Raw genomic sequence first — 15207 nt, 5'->3', positions numbered from 1 at the left:
AAGTTTTTACTTCACATCATACCTTTATATTGATTATTATCATAATAAATTGATAAAAGTAGATTTATGTGAGATGTTGCTACCAATTTACTAATCACTTAGCTTAAATACTTCTTCATTTCGTCTTTTTCCTCTTCCGTCAGTTCCCGATACTCTCCTACTGGTAAATTTCCCAGTTTGAAAGGTCCAAAAGAAATTCGTTTAAGATAGGTGACTTTTACTCCGTAAGCTAGGAACATTTTCTTGATTTGATGAAATTTACCTTCCGAAATAGTAACATAAGCGCTGCTGACTTCTGGACTAGAATTGATAATCTCTAGTTTGGCTGGCTTGCAGACGGTGCCGTCAAAAAAAGCTATGCCATTTTCAAAAAAATCAAGCGCATCTGCCTCCAAACGACCATTGACTTCAACATAATAGGTCTTTTTGACATGGTGTCTGGGATGAAGAAGTCGAAAGCCCAGTGGCCCATTATTAGTGATGAGAACCAGTCCTTCCGTATCACGATCTAGCCGCCCCACAGGATAAAGATCAGTCTTACGGTCAACTTGGTCAATAAGATCAATTACCGTTTGGTAGTTAGTATCTGAAACTGCCGATACAACACCGCTAGGTTTATTAAGAATGTAATAGACTTCGGCAAAATAGCTGAGCTGTTCACCTGATATGGTAATCGTTTGCAGACTTGGATCTACATTAAGACCGTCATTCTTTGCCACTTCTCCATCTATCAGGACTTGTCGGCTACGAATGAGTTTTTTGACCTGACCACGTGAACCAAAACCCGCCTGACCTAATAATTTATCTAAACGCATAATCTTATTGTAACATAGCAGAGCAGAATCTTGCATCTTTTCTGAAATAAAGGTAAACTATTACTATATAGTAATAAACGAAAACGGAGAACTTACATGGGACTTTTACAAAATGGACAATGGGTGGACAAATGGTATGATACAAAGTCAACTGGCGGCAATTTTGTCCGCACAACAACCCAATTTCGAAATTGGATTACAAAAGACGGCTCTGCTGGTCCAACTGGAAAAGGAGGGTTTAAGGCAGAGTCTGGCCGCTATCACCTCTACATTTCTCTGGCATGTCCGTGGGCATCGCGAACTCTCATCATGCGTGCGTTAAAGGGCTTGGAGACCCACATCTCTCTATCAGTGGTGCATCCCCTAATGTTAGAAAATGGCTGGACCTTTGAAGAAGCTGATGGTGTCATAGCAGATTCTGAGCTAAATAGCAATTATCTCTACCAAGTCTATCTGGCGGCTAAACCTGATTATTCTGGACGTGTGACTGTCCCTGTTCTCTGGGATAAGAAAACCAAGACCATTGTCAATAATGAATCTGCTGAAATTATGCGCATATTTAACAGTGCCTTTGATGAAATCACAGGCAATACTGAAGATTATTACCCTACAGATTTGCAAGCTGACATTGACCAGATGAATGACTTCGTCTATCCTAACATCAACAATGGAGTTTACAAGGCTGGCTTTACCACTTCACAAACCGTGTATGAAAAAGAGGTTAAAAATCTCTTTTTTGCATTGCATAAATTAGAAGTGATACTATCTTCCCAAAACTATCTGATTGGTAATCATTTCACGGAAGCAGATATTCGCCTTTTCACAACTCTTGTCCGTTTTGACAGTGTTTATTATGGCCATTTCAAATGCAATATCAGACATCTGACTGACTATCCAAACCTCTGGAATTACACCAAACGCATTTACAATATGCCAGGAATTGCAGAAACAGTCAACTTCGACCACATCAAGAAACACTATTATGGCAGCCATAAAACTATCAATCCTACAGGTATCATCCCAGTGGGACCCGAATTGGATTGGCATCTCTAAATTTCATATACTCTTGGACGAGTAAAACTATGTTTTGTCAACTTGTTTCAATAAACTTTAATTTTGTCTTCAACTCTAGTTTCGCAGTTATTTTGATATTCAATACAAATCAAAATCAAACTGGACAAGGTAGATACAGATAGGACTGGGATTCATCAAATCAAGTCCAATGTCTGAGTTTGATTTTCGAAGAGTATGAATATTAGAAAAAAACTCAACCGCCCTACATCTGGTTTCTTAAGCCTCGATTTCAGGGCGGTTTCTCTGCATTTTATACTCTGATTTAGAAAGGATAAACATCGCTAGTAAATCAGCACATTTTTCAACCTAAACCGATGCCCATCAATCTCGCAAAATTTTTTCCATCGTTTTTCCCTTGGCTAATTCGTCGATCAGCTTATCTAAGTAGCGAATATCTTGCATCAGGGGATCTTCAATCTCTGAAAGTTTGACCCCGCAGACACTTCCTGTAATTAGGTGACGATTAGGATTGAGACTAGGAGCCTGACGGAAAAAATCCCCGTAGGTCACATCTGACTTCAAGAACTCTGCTATTGCTTCCTCAGAGTATCCGGTTAACCAAATCGTAATAGTGTCAACTTCAGCGCGCCTGCGTCCCTTTCGCTCAGCCTTTGCAATCAACATCGGGTAAACTTTAGCAAAAGACATGCCATAAATTTTGTATTCCATAAGTTCCTTTTCAGCTTTTTTATAAAACAAGTATAGCATAAAACCTCAAGTTTTCTTGAGGTTTTAGTTTATTCTTGACCTGCTGCAGCCTTATCCACGATAACAATCACATCGTGATGAGTTTGTAAGATACTAGCAGGCAAGTCTTCAGTGATTGGACCATGCAACATTTGGTTAACCGCTTCTGCTTTTTCGGCACCATAGGCCATGAGTACAATAGTTTTTGATTTCATGATGGAAGCAATGCCCATTGAGATAGCTTGTTTCGGAACATCTTCCAGCTTTTCAAAAAAACGGCTATTGGCTTGGATAGTATTATAAGCCAAATCCACCACATGAGTTAGACTGTTAAATGGTGTCCCTGGTTCATTAAAGCCAATGTGACCATTGCGACCAATACCCAAAATCTGAAAATCAATAGGATGCATTCCAATCAGCTCTTCATAACGCTGCGTTTCCGCTTGCAAATCAATAGCTAAACCATTAGGAAGAAAACTTTCCTTGAAAGGTTTGATTGCAAAGAGATATTCCTGCATAAAATGTGCATAACTTTGTGGATTATCAGCCGACAAACCGACATATTCATCTAAATTTAGACTTGTTATTTTTGAAAAATCAATATCACTGGATGTGATTGCCTTGTAAAAACTCAAAGGAGTACTTCCAGTCGCTAACCCTAAGGTCTTAGCTCCCGCATCTAGTTTTTCTTTGAGTAGAGAGAACGCAAGCTTGCCTCCTTCTTCTTTATTCTTAACTATAACTAATTTCATATAAATCACCTCTAACCACTTCGCTCTAATGGTTCAATATCCCTAAAATCAAATAAAGCGCCCTTGATCATTTAAACTCAGCCCAAAGCTCCATTCTCACCCAAAACTATTCCACTCACAACAGTAACTCTCTTGTTTACCTTCAATGATAATGAATTCTAATACTCAATGAAAATCAAAAGTAGCCTAGGAAACGAAGCCGACGATAGAACTTGAGTTCATCAAGGTAAGTTGACAACGGATAATTTTGATTTTCGAAGAGTATAAATACTACTGTAGTAGAAATAATTGGACTCAATAGACCGATAATTTTATTTGGTATATACCAAATTTCTATCTTCAGTATATGGTATATACCGATTTTTGTCAACCTTTTTTCAAAAATATTGTCATATTTCAAAAAAGCTACGTTCGATGCCAAATTTCAAGTCTAAGTTAGCCATTTTGTAAAAACTCTCTAGGAGATTTGTAATCTAGTATTTTCTTTGGATAGTTGTTAATCCAATTTTCAATGAATGCGACTTGTTTTTGGGTCGCATTTTTGCTTCCCTTAGGCAACAAACGACGGATGAGTCTATTATGATTTTCATTGGTTCCCCTTTCCAAGAAGAATACGGGTGGGCATAATAAATGTGCTCAGGGTCAAAAACATCTGCTAAGCGACTGAATTCAGCCCCGTTATCAGCTGTGATAGAGTTAATTTGATAATTTCTGAAGAGAGTTTCTTTGTTCGCTGAAGATGCAGACTTATCGGGAATGAGACGAATAATTTGATAACGACTCTTTCTATCGGTTAATGTCAGTAAGCACTCATTTTTAGCTCGTGGCTGAATGACGGTATCAATCTCAAAATCACCGATATTCTCACGCTTATTGATACTCTCTGGACGTTCCTCAATAGACTTTCCAGCAGATTTAAAGGCAGGATTAGCTTGCTTCTTCTTAGCTTTCACTTTTCGGGGATAAAGCATGTCAGCAGAAGTGAAACTTGAACAAAGTGAAAGCCAGCGTCTTTAGTCGCTGGCTGGTCATGTAGGCTTATAGCCATTGTTCAAATTCCCCGTCAAACGGGTGGTCATAACTATATATGAGTGGCTAGTCTTTTTTATACGAAAACTAAAAAAAGGGGGTAAAATTCTCTCCCAATGATACAATCAGAGCGAGAAAACTTTTTGTATTTAGTCTACTAGCTCGTCCTTAGTGGCCTAAATAACCCCACTTATTCAATTTATGCCGGCTACATGACTTGAACACGCGACCCTCTGATTACAAATCAGATGCTCTACCAACTGAGCTAAGCCGGCTAACTTCTCTAATGCGGGTTAAGGGACTTGAACCCCCACGCCGTTAAGCGCCAGATCCTAAATCTGGTGCGTCTGCCAATTCCGCCAAACCCGCATCTCTTATGACCCGTGCTGGGCTCGAACCAGCGACCCTTTGATTAAAAGTCAAATGCTCTACCGACTGAGCTAACGAGTCTATCCAATCTTCCGACTGACGGTCCCGACGGGAATCGAACCCGCGATCTTCGCCGTGACAGGGCGACGTGATAACCGCTACACTACGGGACCTTTTAATTATGGGAGTTAACGGGATCGAACCGCTGACCCTCTGCTTGTAAGGCAGATGCTCTCCCAGCTGAGCTAAACTCCCTATTGCTAAGCGACTCCCTTATCTCACAGGGGGCAACCCCCAACTACATCAGGCGTACTAGGGCTTAACTGCTGTGTTCGGCATGGGAACAGGTGTATCTCCTAGGCTATCGTCACTTAACTATCGAATGGTTTGACCACTCAAAATTGAATATCTATACTCTATCAAGAAAACCGTACGCTGTCAATACTGACGTCGTTGAATTTTATGAATTGTATTCGAACTAAAAAGCTAGTGATTTAGACAAATCGCCTTAAAGTCTCAACGACTTCCGCGTTGATTTTCTAAAATCCTACGCTTTTCTTTACGTTCTCATTACTTAGTTTGGATAAGTCCTCGAGCTATTAGTATTAGTCCGCTACACATGTCACCATGCTTCCACTCCTAACCTATCTACCTGATCATCTCTCAGGGCTCTTACTGATATAAAATCATGGGAAATCTCATCTTGAGGTGGGCTTCACACTTAGATGCTTTCAGCGTTTATCCCTTCCCTACATAGCTACCCAGCGATGCCTTTGGCAAGACAACTGGTACACCAGCGGTAAGTCCACTCTGGTCCTCTCGTACTAGGAGCAGATCCTCTCAAATTTCCTACGCCCGCGACGGATAGGGACCGAACTGTCTCACGACGTTCTGAACCCAGCTCGCGTGCCGCTTTAATGGGCGAACAGCCCAACCCTTGGGACCGACTACAGCCCCAGGATGCGACGAGCCGACATCGAGGTGCCAAACCTCCCCGTCGATGTGAACTCTTGGGGGAGATAAGCCTGTTATCCCCAGGGTAGCTTTTATCCGTTGAGCGATGGCCCTTCCATACGGTACCACCGGATCACTAAGCCCGACTTTCGTCCCTGCTCGAGTTGTTGCTCTCGCAGTCAAGCTCCCTTATACCTTTACACTCTACGACTGATTTCCAACCAGTCTGAGGGAACCTTTGGGCGCCTCCGTTACATTTTAGGAGGCGACCGCCCCAGTCAAACTGCCCGTCAGACACTGTCTCCGATAGGGATCACCTATCTAGGTTAGAGTAACCATAACACAAGGGTAGTATCCCAACAACGCCTCAATCGAAACTGGCGTCCCGATGTCCTAGGCTCCTACCTATCCTGTACATGTGGTACAGTTACTCAATATCAAACTGCAGTAAAGCTCCATGGGGTCTTTCCGTCCTGTCGCGGGTAACCTGCATCTTCACAGGTACTAAAATTTCACCGAGTCTCTCGTTGAGACAGTGCCCAAATCATTACGCCTTTCGTGCGGGTCGGAACTTACCCGACAAGGAATTTCGCTACCTTAGGACCGTTATAGTTACGGCCGCCGTTTACTGGGGCTTCAATTCATACCTTCGCTTACGCTAAGCACTCCTCTTAACCTTCCAGCACCGGGCAGGCGTCACCCCCTATACATCATCTTACGATTTAGCAGAGAGCTGTGTTTTTGATAAACAGTTGCTTGGGCCTATTCACTGCGGCTGACTTAAAGTCAGCGCCCCTTCTCCCGAAGTTACGGGGCCATTTTGCCGAGTTCCTTAACGAGAGTTCTCTCGATCACCTGAGGCTACTCGCCTCGACTACCTGTGTCGGTTTGCGGTACGGGTAGAGTATGATACAACGCTAGAAGCTTTTCTCGGCAGTGTGACGTCACTAACTTCGCTACTAAACTTCGCTCCCCATCACAGCTCAATGTTATAGGTATAAGCATTTTACTCATACCACACCTCACTGATTAGACGTGCACTTCCAATCGCACGCTTTAGTTAGCCTACTGCGTCCCTCCATCACTTCATACTCTAGTACAGGAATATCAACCTGTTGGCCATCGGATACACCCTTCGGTCTCTCCTTAGGTCCCGACTAACCCAGGGCGGACGAGCCTTCCCCTGGAAACCTTAGTCTTACGGTGGATGGGATTCTCACCCATCTTTCGCTACTCATACCGGCATTCTCACTTCTATGCGTTCCAGCGCTCCTCACGGTACACCTTCATCACCCATAGAACGCTCTCCTACCATACCTATAAAAGGTATCCACAGCTTCGGTAATATGTTTTAGCCCCGGTACATTTTCGGCGCAGGGTCACTCGACTAGTGAGCTATTACGCACTCTTTGAATGAATAGCTGCTTCTAAGCTAACATCCTAGTTGTCTGTGCAACCCCACATCCTTTTCCACTTAACATATATTTTGGGACCTTAGCTGGTGGTCTGGGCTGTTTCCCTTTCGACTACGGATCTTAGCACTCGCAGTCTGACTGCCGACCATAAATCAATGGCATTCGGAGTTTATCTGAGATTGGTAATCCGGGATGGACCCCTCACCCAAACAGTGCTCTACCTCCATGATTCTTAATGTCGACGCTAGCCCTAAAGCTATTTCGGAGAGAACCAGCTATCTCCAAGTTCGTTTGGAATTTCTCCGCTACCCACAAGTCATCCAAGCACTTTTCAACGTGCCCTGGTTCGGTCCTCCAGTGCGTCTTACCGCACCTTCAACCTGCTCATGGGTAGGTCACATGGTTTCGGGTCTACGTCCACGTACTCATTCGCCCTATTCAGACTCGGTTTCCCTACGGCTCCGTCTCTTCAACTTAACCTCGCACGTAAACGTAACTCGCCGGTTCATTCTACAAAAGGCACGCTCTCACCCATTAACGGGCTCGAACTTGTTGTAGGCACACGGTTTCAGGTTCTATTTCACTCCCCTCCCGGGGTGCTTTTCACCTTTCCCTCACGGTACTGGTTCACTATCGGTCACTAGGGAGTATTTAGGGTTGGGAGATGGTCCTCCCAGATTCCGACGAGATTCCACGTGTCTCGCCGTACTCAGGATACTGCTAGGTATAAAGACTATTTCAAATACGAGGCTATTACTCTCTTTGGCCTACCTTCCCAGGTAGTTCTTCTATACTCTTTAAGTCCATATTGCAGTCCTACAACCCCAGAGAGTAAACTCTCTGGTTTGCCCTCCTGCCTCTTCGCTCGCCGCTACTAAGGCAATCGCTTTTGCTTTCTCTTCCTGCAGCTACTTAGATGTTTCAGTTCACTGCGTCTTCCTTCCTCTACCCTTAACAGGTAGGGATACTAGCCATCAGCTAGTGGGTTCCCCCATTCGGACATCTCTGGATCAGCGCTTACTTACAACTCCCCAAAGCATTTCGTCGTTAGTCACGTCCTTCATCGGCTCCTAGTGCCAAGGCATCCACCGTGCGCCCTTATTAACTTAACCTTATTAAACTAGTTTTTTAAACTAGAAAACTCATTAAATTGTCACAGCGTTTTCGGTTTATTTTCTTGTTACTATTTCATATATTTCTATATGGAATTTGATAGATATTCAATTTTCAATGATCAAACTTGAATCCGTAGATTCAATGGAGCCTAGCGGGATCGAACCGCTGACCTCCTGCGTGCAAAGCAGGCGCTCTCCCAGCTGAGCTAAGGCCCCACAAGACCTCTCAAAACTAAACAAGATCCAACCAAACGTGCTTCCGTTATTTTCCTTAGAAAGGAGGTGATCCAGCCGCACCTTCCGATACGGCTACCTTGTTACGACTTCACCCCAATCATCTATCCCACCTTAGGCGGCTGGCTCCAAAAGGTTACCTCACCGACTTCGGGTGTTACAAACTCTCGTGGTGTGACGGGCGGTGTGTACAAGGCCCGGGAACGTATTCACCGCGGCGTGCTGATCCGCGATTACTAGCGATTCCGACTTCATGTAGGCGAGTTGCAGCCTACAATCCGAACTGAGACTGGCTTTAAGAGATTAGCTTGTCGTCACCGACTTGCGACTCGTTGTACCAGCCATTGTAGCACGTGTGTAGCCCAGGTCATAAGGGGCATGATGATTTGACGTCATCCCCACCTTCCTCCGGTTTATTACCGGCAGTCTCGCTAGAGTGCCCAACTCAATGATGGCAACTAACAATAGGGGTTGCGCTCGTTGCGGGACTTAACCCAACATCTCACGACACGAGCTGACGACAACCATGCACCACCTGTCACCAGTGTTCCGAAGAAAAATCCTATCTCTAGGACGGTCACTGGGATGTCAAGACCTGGTAAGGTTCTTCGCGTTGCTTCGAATTAAACCACATGCTCCACCGCTTGTGCGGGCCCCCGTCAATTCCTTTGAGTTTCAACCTTGCGGTCGTACTCCCCAGGCGGAGTGCTTAATGCGTTAGCTACGGCACTAAGCCCCGGAAAGGGCCTAACACCTAGCACTCATCGTTTACGGCGTGGACTACCAGGGTATCTAATCCTGTTTGCTCCCCACGCTTTCGAGCCTCAGCGTCAGTTACAGACCAGAGAGCCGCTTTCGCCACCGGTGTTCCTCCATATATCTACGCATTTCACCGCTACACATGGAATTCCACTCTCCCCTTCTGCACTCAAGTCCTGCAGTTTCCAAAGCGTACAATGGTTAAGCCACTGCCTTTAACTTCAGACTTACAGAACCGCCTGCGCTCGCTTTACGCCCAATAAATCCGGACAACGCTCGGGACCTACGTATTACCGCGGCTGCTGGCACGTAGTTAGCCGTCCCTTTCTGGTTAGTTACCGTCACTGTGTGAACTTTCCACTCTCACACACGTTCTTCTCTAACAACAGAGCTTTACGATCCGAAAACCTTCTTCACTCACGCGGCGTTGCTCGGTCAGGGTTCCCCCCATTGCCGAAGATTCCCTACTGCTGCCTCCCGTAGGAGTCTGGGCCGTGTCTCAGTCCCAGTGTGGCCGATCACCCTCTCAGGTCGGCTATGTATCGTCGCCTTGGTGAGCCTTTACCTCACCAACTAGCTAATACAACGCAGGTCCATCTCATAGTGAAGCAATTGCCCCTTTCAAGCCTCTAACATGAGTTAAAGACTATTATGCGGTATTAGCTATCGTTTCCAATAGTTATCCCCCGCTATGAGGTAGGTTACCTACGCGTTACTCACCCGTTCGCAACTCATCCATCCGGTGCAAGCACCAGACTTCAGCGTTCTACTTGCATGTATTAGGCACGCCGCCAGCGTTCGTCCTGAGCCAGGATCAAACTCTCATTTAAAAGTTTGAGCTTGCGCTCGTGTCATTGCTGACTTATTGTTTCTTGACAGGTTACTTCCGTAACCCGCACGTTTGATTCGTCTTCTTGTTCAGTTCTCAAAGGTCTTCGCCTCTCTCGAGACAACTTCTTTATTCTATCAAACTTCTTCTAACTTGTCAACTACTTTTTTTAACTTTTTTTCTTCCGTAGTGACTTCCTGTTTGACAGCTATGTCAGTATAGCAAACTTCTTGTGCTTTTGTCAACTATTTTTTTCCTCCTTATTTTTATATCATAGTTATTTAGTTTTAAAATAGTATTTCAAGGCGAACTGAACAGAACGACCTGTTTTTAACAATTCAGTCACCTTTCTTTTTAGAGTACCCCAAAACTGTTCGATGGGATTGAGTTCAGGAGAATAAGGTGGTAAGGGAAGAAAGTAATGCCCGCTAGCTATAGAACACTCATCAAGGTGCTTTTTAGGATGAAAGGTGGCATTATCCATAATAATCAGATGTGGCTCTGATAAGCACGGTAATAGTTCCTTTTGATACCATGTCATAAAAAGATCTGCTGTCATTGTTCCCTGATACAACAATGGTGCTACAATTTGGGAACCAATTTGCCCTGCGACAACAGAGAGCCTTTCAAAGCGACGTCCACTGACCTTGTCATAGACTTTTTGACCGCGTACAGCTCTGGCTTGGTGACGATAAAGATAGGTGTCAATGTCAGTCTCATCACTATAGACAATTGGTGTATTAGGAAAACATCCTAAAACATCTAAGTAACGTCTAACCTTGTCGCTATCTTGTTCTTTATAGGTTGTCGTCTTTTTTTAAAGTGATGTTCAGTTTTTTTAAGGCTGCCCAAACGGAGGGAATACTACAGTCAAAATGCTCTGCTATTTCCCTTAAAAAAGCATCCGGATGTTGGTTAACAAAGGCTTCTAACTTATCCAATGGCAATTTGCGAGGGCTTGGTTTCCTTTTTTGGCGCTCCAAATGACCAAGTTCTTTGAGTTGTTTCTCCCAAAGATACAGTGTATTAGTGCTAATTCCAAATAACTGACACGTTTCTTTTTTGGAATGACCAGCCTCTACATAATTAATAACTCGTTTTCTAAAATCTATTCCGTAACTTTTCATAAGTATAGCATAACACATACTATATAGAAGCTAGAGAATTATATTTATCAACCATTGTAGTTAAACAAAGAGACCATCGTTTTAGGACTACGTACTCAGAAATCATACAATGAAAGACAAACTCTTCCAAACTGGATTTGATTATGTTTATCTGATAGAGCCTAGCAAGCTTTCTTCTATATCTCATCATAGATTGTTCTTTGATTTCATAGTAAGAAAGAGCACGGACTTATTCTGTATCATATAAGAGCAACAAGTCCAAGACGAGTTTCAGTTGCCAGAGCAAAAAATCCCTTTTTCTGTTACTTAGTCACTAAGCTATTAGTTTAAGTTAATCTTCAAAATCATACAGAACTGTTGATAGGTAACGTTCACCATTATCAGGGAGCAATGTAAGAACTTTTTTACCTGTTCCAAGTTCCTTAGCTACCTGAACAGCAGCGTAGATAGCAGCACCAGATGAGATTCCAGCCAAGAAGCCTTCTTGTCCACCAAGATTACGAGCTGTCAAGATAGCATCATCTGACGGCACGCGAACAACACCATCATAGGCATTTGTATCTAAGGTATCAGGAATGAATCCCGTTGAAATCCCTTGAATTTTGTGTGGTCCAGGAGTATCCCCGTTAAGAACGGCAGATTCGTCAGCTTCAATACCATAAACTTTGATGTTTGGATTAGCTTTTTTCAAAGCGTGGGAGACCCCAGAAATAGTTCCTCCAGTTCCAATTCCAGCAACAAAAGCGTCTAAACCATCAGTACCAAAAACGTCCAAGATTTCTTGACCAGTAGTTTCTTCGTGAACTTTAGGATTTGATGGGTTTGCAAATTGAAGAGGAACCCAACCATTACGCTCTTTAGCAATTTCTTGTGCTTTAGCAATAGCACCTTTCATTCCCTCACTACCTGGGTTGAGAACTAATTCTGCCCCATAAGCTTGAATGATTTTACGACGTTCAATACTCATCGTATCAGGCATGACGATAACCACTTTGTAACCTTTTGCAGCCCCGACCCAAGCCAAACCAATCCCTGTATTCCCAGAAGTAGGTTCTACAATAGTGTCACCTGGCTTAATGATTCCTGCTTTTTCAGCATCTTCAATCATTGCAAGGGCGATGCGGTCTTTAACAGACGAACCTGGATTGAAGGCTTCGAGTTTAACATAGATGTCCGCTGCTCCCTCAGGGACGATGTTGTTAAGCTTCACAATTGGAGTTTTTCCAATGAGTTCAGTAATAGAATTGTAAATAGTCGCCATAATGTTATACCTCAAATTACTTTTATGGCTACAAGTATAACGGGAATCCAGTCATCTGTAAAATACTAATTTTTTATCATTGCGATAAAGAAAAGCTATCACAAGGTAACTTCAACGAGTTTCATATCAATTTTTTCGTAACCCACTTTTCCATTGAAGAAATCAACTAACCGATTTAAAATTATCTCGATTTTTTCAGGATCAATGTAAATGTTCGTTAAGATATTTTCTAGAAACTCAGTCTCAAATTCTTTAAGGTTATTTTCCGACAAAAAATTTGAAAAGGACTGATACTGTTGATAGGTTAGCGTAATTCGTATTCCTTGCAACTCTTTAACTTCAACAATTCCGACTTCTTTACAAGCATTGGCAACACTACCGGAATAGGCACGTATAAGACCACCCGTACCTAGCTTAATTCCTCCAAAATATCGAGTCACCACCGCAACAACATTGGTTAAGTTCAACTTTTCCAAGACATTTAACATTGGAATCCCTGCAGTTCCGCTAGGTTCACCATCATCACTAGAGCGTTTGATTTCGGAATTTTCACCAATAATCATAGCAGAGCAGGAATGGTTGGCTTTATAATGCTCCTTTTTAATTTGAGCAATAAAGTCCCGTCCTTCTTCTTCCGATTCAACTCGTTTAAGATAACAGAGAAAACGTGATTTTTTTATTTCTTCTTCGGCGACACCGTCTGTTTTGATAGTTTTATAAGTCATAAGAAAATTTTACAAGATTTTTGATATTTTGGCAAAATAATTCGAATTAAAAGATGATGAGTGAATTAGACAATTATTATGGCCGCTTATTTATTGAGGAGCAGGTTCCAGAGAAATTTAGAACACATGCAAATTATTTTCCAGCAATGACGGAAACTCTAGGAGAATATTACTGTAACCGTTGCGGAAGTAATATTTCCAAGGAAGCAATCCTACAAACTGGTCAATACTACTGTAGGGAATGTTTGATTTTTGGTAGAAATACTAGTCGATCTCAACTTTATCATTTTCCACAAAAAGTTTTTCCTCCTACCAATAGTCTTATATGGAAAGGGGAATTAACTCCCTATCAACAAGAGGTCTCTGATGGGTTGCTTTCAGGGCTTTCCCTTAAGGAAAACCTCCTAGTTCATGCTGTAACAGGTGCAGGAAAAACTGAGATGATTTATCAAGTAACAGCCAAAGTTATTGATGATGGTGGCTGTGTTTGTCTCGCAAGTCCCAGAATTGACGTCTGCATAGAACTTTATAAGCGTTTGACACATGACTTTTCCTGTCCTATCACCCTAATGCACGGCGGATCAGACCCTTATCAGAGAGCACCTCTGATTATCGCAACAACACATCAACTCCTCAAGTTTCGGCACGCATTTGACCTACTAATTGTTGATGAAGTCGATGCGTTTCCCTTTGTGGATAACAATACGCTCTATTACGCCGTCGAAAACTGTGTGAAAGAAGATGGAGTAAAGATTTTTCTGACAGCCACTTCAACAGATGAACTTGATAAGAAAGTCAAGAGGGGTGAATTGAAAAAATTACATCTTGCACGCCGTTTTCATGCAAATCCCTTGGTAATTCCGAAAATGGTCTGGCTAGGAAGGGTTCCAAAAGAGATGAAAAAAGGAAAACTTCCTGTAAAATTAGTCAACTTAATAAAAAAACAAAGGCTGACAAATTTTCCTCTTTTACTCTTTTTTCCCGATATTGAACAAGGGAAAATTTTTACCAAAATTCTGCACAGCTATTTTCCAGAAGAAAAGATAGATTTTGTATCAAGTCAAACTACTAATCGATTACAGATTGTAGATGCATTTCGCAATAATCAGCTTACTATCCTTGTGTCAACAACAATTTTAGAGCGAGGAGTCACTTTTCCATGTGTTGACGTCTTTGTCGTATCAGCAAATCATCGACTTTACAGCAAGAGTGCTCTTATACAAATTTCTGGTCGAGTCGGAAGAGCAAAAGAGCGACCAACAGGAGAACTGCTTTTTCTTCATGATGGCAAAACTAAGGCGATGGCGAGAGCCATCCGAGAAATAAAAGAAATGAACATCAAAGGAGGATTTTCGTGATTTGCCTATTATGCAGTCAGCACTTTAATTCAAAAGAGAAATTTAGTAATCTTTTCTTTTTGAGGAAAAGTAGCAAAGCAATATGCACCGATTGTCAAAAGAGGTTTGAAAGAATTGGTAGCAAACATTGTCCAACGTGTTTTCGCCCAAACATTGATAAAATGTGTCTAGATTGTCAGACTTGGCAAGAAAAAGGCCATAGGGTCAACCATTGTGCACTTTACGGCTATAATGAGGCTATGAAAGATTATTTTTCAAAATATAAGTTTCAAGGTGACATGCTACTTTCCAAAGTTTTCGCCAAGCAAGTAAAAAAAGCTTTAAACTCTTATAAGGGATACACAATTATTCCAGTGCCAGTTTCAAAGGAAAGATATCGGGAAAGACAATTTAATCAGGTGAGTGCATTGCTTGACGCAGCAGGTATTTCTTACATCAACTTATTAGAAAGAAAGGATGCTGACAAGCAATCTAGCAAAAGCCGCCAAGAACGACTTACCGCTAAGAATCTGTTTTATATTAACACGGATCACAATTTACCAGAAAAAGTTCTCATAGTTGATGATATCTACACAACGGGTGCTACCCTTCAGCATATCGTTTCACTTTTTAGTAAACATGGAAAGGATGATGTTAAAACTTTTTCAATTGCACGGTAAAAACTTGCAAATTTTCATGAAAGCGATATAATATAAGTGTAAAGA

At 42.3% G+C, this 15207-nt stretch carries 10 protein-coding genes, 6 tRNA genes, 3 rRNA genes and 1 pseudogene; 3 read left to right on the top strand and 17 right to left on the bottom strand.

Going from position 1 to position 15207, the window contains the following annotated elements; all coding sequences use genetic code 11:
• Positions 1-98: 98 nt before the first annotated feature.
• The gene (locus tag ABZ559_RS02965) at positions 99-815 is read right to left on the bottom strand and encodes a pseudouridine synthase (RefSeq protein WP_367007187.1); all 717 of its coding nucleotides are present in this window, start codon (positions 813-815) and stop codon (positions 99-101) included.
• A gap of 96 nt (positions 816-911) precedes the next feature.
• Between ABZ559_RS02965 and ABZ559_RS02960 the strand changes: the two genes are divergently transcribed.
• Complete coding sequence (locus ABZ559_RS02960) at positions 912-1868, top strand: glutathione S-transferase family protein (RefSeq protein WP_367007186.1); 957 nt, start codon at positions 912-914, stop codon at positions 1866-1868.
• 342 nt (positions 1869-2210) lie between these two features.
• On the opposite strand, the gene ABZ559_RS02955 is transcribed toward ABZ559_RS02960, so the two are convergent.
• From ABZ559_RS02955 to ABZ559_RS02880, 16 genes and pseudogenes are all read right to left on the bottom strand, one after another.
• Positions 2211-2558 (bottom strand): DUF2200 domain-containing protein, encoded by a 348-nt coding sequence (locus ABZ559_RS02955; RefSeq protein ID WP_367007185.1) that lies wholly within the window; start codon positions 2556-2558, stop codon positions 2211-2213.
• Positions 2559-2626: 68 nt separating this feature from the next.
• A complete protein-coding gene (gene nagB / locus ABZ559_RS02950) occupies positions 2627-3328 on the bottom strand; it encodes a glucosamine-6-phosphate deaminase (RefSeq protein ID WP_367007184.1) in 702 nt (233 codons plus the stop codon).
• A gap of 435 nt (positions 3329-3763) precedes the next feature.
• Positions 3764-4311 (bottom strand): annotated as a pseudogene (locus ABZ559_RS02945) (IS30 family transposase); the annotation flags it as partial.
• A gap of 248 nt (positions 4312-4559) precedes the next feature.
• Positions 4560-4632, bottom strand: a tRNA-Thr gene (locus ABZ559_RS02940).
• A gap of 12 nt (positions 4633-4644) precedes the next feature.
• Positions 4645-4726: transfer RNA gene (locus ABZ559_RS02935), tRNA-Leu, on the bottom strand.
• A gap of 8 nt (positions 4727-4734) precedes the next feature.
• A tRNA-Lys gene (locus ABZ559_RS02930) sits at positions 4735-4807 on the bottom strand.
• A 19-nt stretch (positions 4808-4826) separates the two neighbouring features.
• A tRNA-Asp gene (locus ABZ559_RS02925) sits at positions 4827-4899 on the bottom strand.
• Between the two features lie 9 nt (positions 4900-4908).
• Positions 4909-4981: transfer RNA gene (locus tag ABZ559_RS02920), tRNA-Val, on the bottom strand.
• 4 nt (positions 4982-4985) lie between these two features.
• A 5S ribosomal RNA gene (gene rrf / locus ABZ559_RS02915) occupies positions 4986-5101 on the bottom strand.
• A gap of 204 nt (positions 5102-5305) precedes the next feature.
• A 23S ribosomal RNA gene (locus ABZ559_RS02910) occupies positions 5306-8207 on the bottom strand.
• A 146-nt stretch (positions 8208-8353) separates the two neighbouring features.
• A tRNA-Ala gene (locus tag ABZ559_RS02905) sits at positions 8354-8426 on the bottom strand.
• A gap of 59 nt (positions 8427-8485) precedes the next feature.
• A 16S ribosomal RNA gene (locus ABZ559_RS02900) occupies positions 8486-10033 on the bottom strand.
• The 16S, 23S and 5S rRNA genes sit together here with 6 tRNA genes alongside, the layout of an rRNA operon.
• 276 nt (positions 10034-10309) lie before the next feature.
• Positions 10310-10765 (bottom strand): transposase, encoded by a 456-nt coding sequence (locus ABZ559_RS02895; protein ID WP_367007614.1) that lies wholly within the window; start codon positions 10763-10765, stop codon positions 10310-10312.
• Positions 10766-10829: 64 nt separating this feature from the next.
• Entirely contained in the window at positions 10830-11159 is a 330-nt protein-coding gene (locus ABZ559_RS02890) for an IS630 transposase-related protein (protein WP_367007183.1), read from the bottom strand.
• Positions 11160-11490: 331 nt separating this feature from the next.
• Positions 11491-12420: a cysteine synthase A gene (gene cysK, locus ABZ559_RS02885; RefSeq protein WP_018376842.1), complete on the bottom strand. Its 930-nt coding sequence runs from the start codon at positions 12418-12420 to the stop codon at positions 11491-11493.
• Between the two features lie 98 nt (positions 12421-12518).
• A complete protein-coding gene (locus ABZ559_RS02880) occupies positions 12519-13145 on the bottom strand; it encodes a YigZ family protein (protein ID WP_367007182.1) in 627 nt (208 codons plus the stop codon).
• Positions 13146-13201: 56 nt separating this feature from the next.
• Here ABZ559_RS02880 and ABZ559_RS02875 point away from each other — a divergent pair, with 56 nt between their 5' ends.
• Positions 13202-14503, top strand: a complete 1302-nt coding sequence (locus tag ABZ559_RS02875; RefSeq protein ID WP_367007613.1) for a DEAD/DEAH box helicase — start codon at positions 13202-13204, stop codon at positions 14501-14503.
• Positions 14500-15162, top strand: a complete 663-nt coding sequence (locus ABZ559_RS02870; protein WP_277291370.1) for a ComF family protein — start codon at positions 14500-14502, stop codon at positions 15160-15162. Before ABZ559_RS02875 ends, ABZ559_RS02870 begins: the two co-directional genes overlap by 4 nt.
• Positions 15163-15207 lie beyond the last annotated feature (45 nt).

The sequence above is a fragment of the Streptococcus sp. ZY19097 genome, from assembly GCF_040731245.1.
Lineage (GTDB): Bacteria > Bacillota > Bacilli > Lactobacillales > Streptococcaceae > Streptococcus > Streptococcus orisratti.
Note: the sequence above shows the minus strand (reverse complement) of the source record. Positions and strands in the feature narration are given on the sequence as shown.

Excerpts from the sequence above, each read along its gene's own strand:
- cysK (WP_018376842.1), bottom strand. The coding sequence starts at position 12,420 with ATGGCGACTATTTACAATTCTATTACTGAACTCATTGGAAAAACTCCA.
- ABZ559_RS02965 (WP_367007187.1), bottom strand. The coding sequence starts at position 815 with ATGCGTTTAGATAAATTATTAGGTCAGGCGGGTTTTGGTTCACGTGGT.
- ABZ559_RS02960 (WP_367007186.1), top strand. The coding sequence starts at position 912 with ATGGGACTTTTACAAAATGGACAATGGGTGGACAAATGGTATGATACA.
- ABZ559_RS02875 (WP_367007613.1), top strand. The coding sequence starts at position 13,202 with ATGAGTGAATTAGACAATTATTATGGCCGCTTATTTATTGAGGAGCAG.
- ABZ559_RS02890 (WP_367007183.1), bottom strand. The coding sequence starts at position 11,159 with ATGAAAAGTTACGGAATAGATTTTAGAAAACGAGTTATTAATTATGTA.
- ABZ559_RS02880 (WP_367007182.1), bottom strand. The coding sequence starts at position 13,145 with ATGACTTATAAAACTATCAAAACAGACGGTGTCGCCGAAGAAGAAATA.
- ABZ559_RS02955 (WP_367007185.1), bottom strand. The coding sequence starts at position 2,558 with ATGGAATACAAAATTTATGGCATGTCTTTTGCTAAAGTTTACCCGATG.
- nagB (WP_367007184.1), bottom strand. The coding sequence starts at position 3,328 with ATGAAATTAGTTATAGTTAAGAATAAAGAAGAAGGAGGCAAGCTTGCG.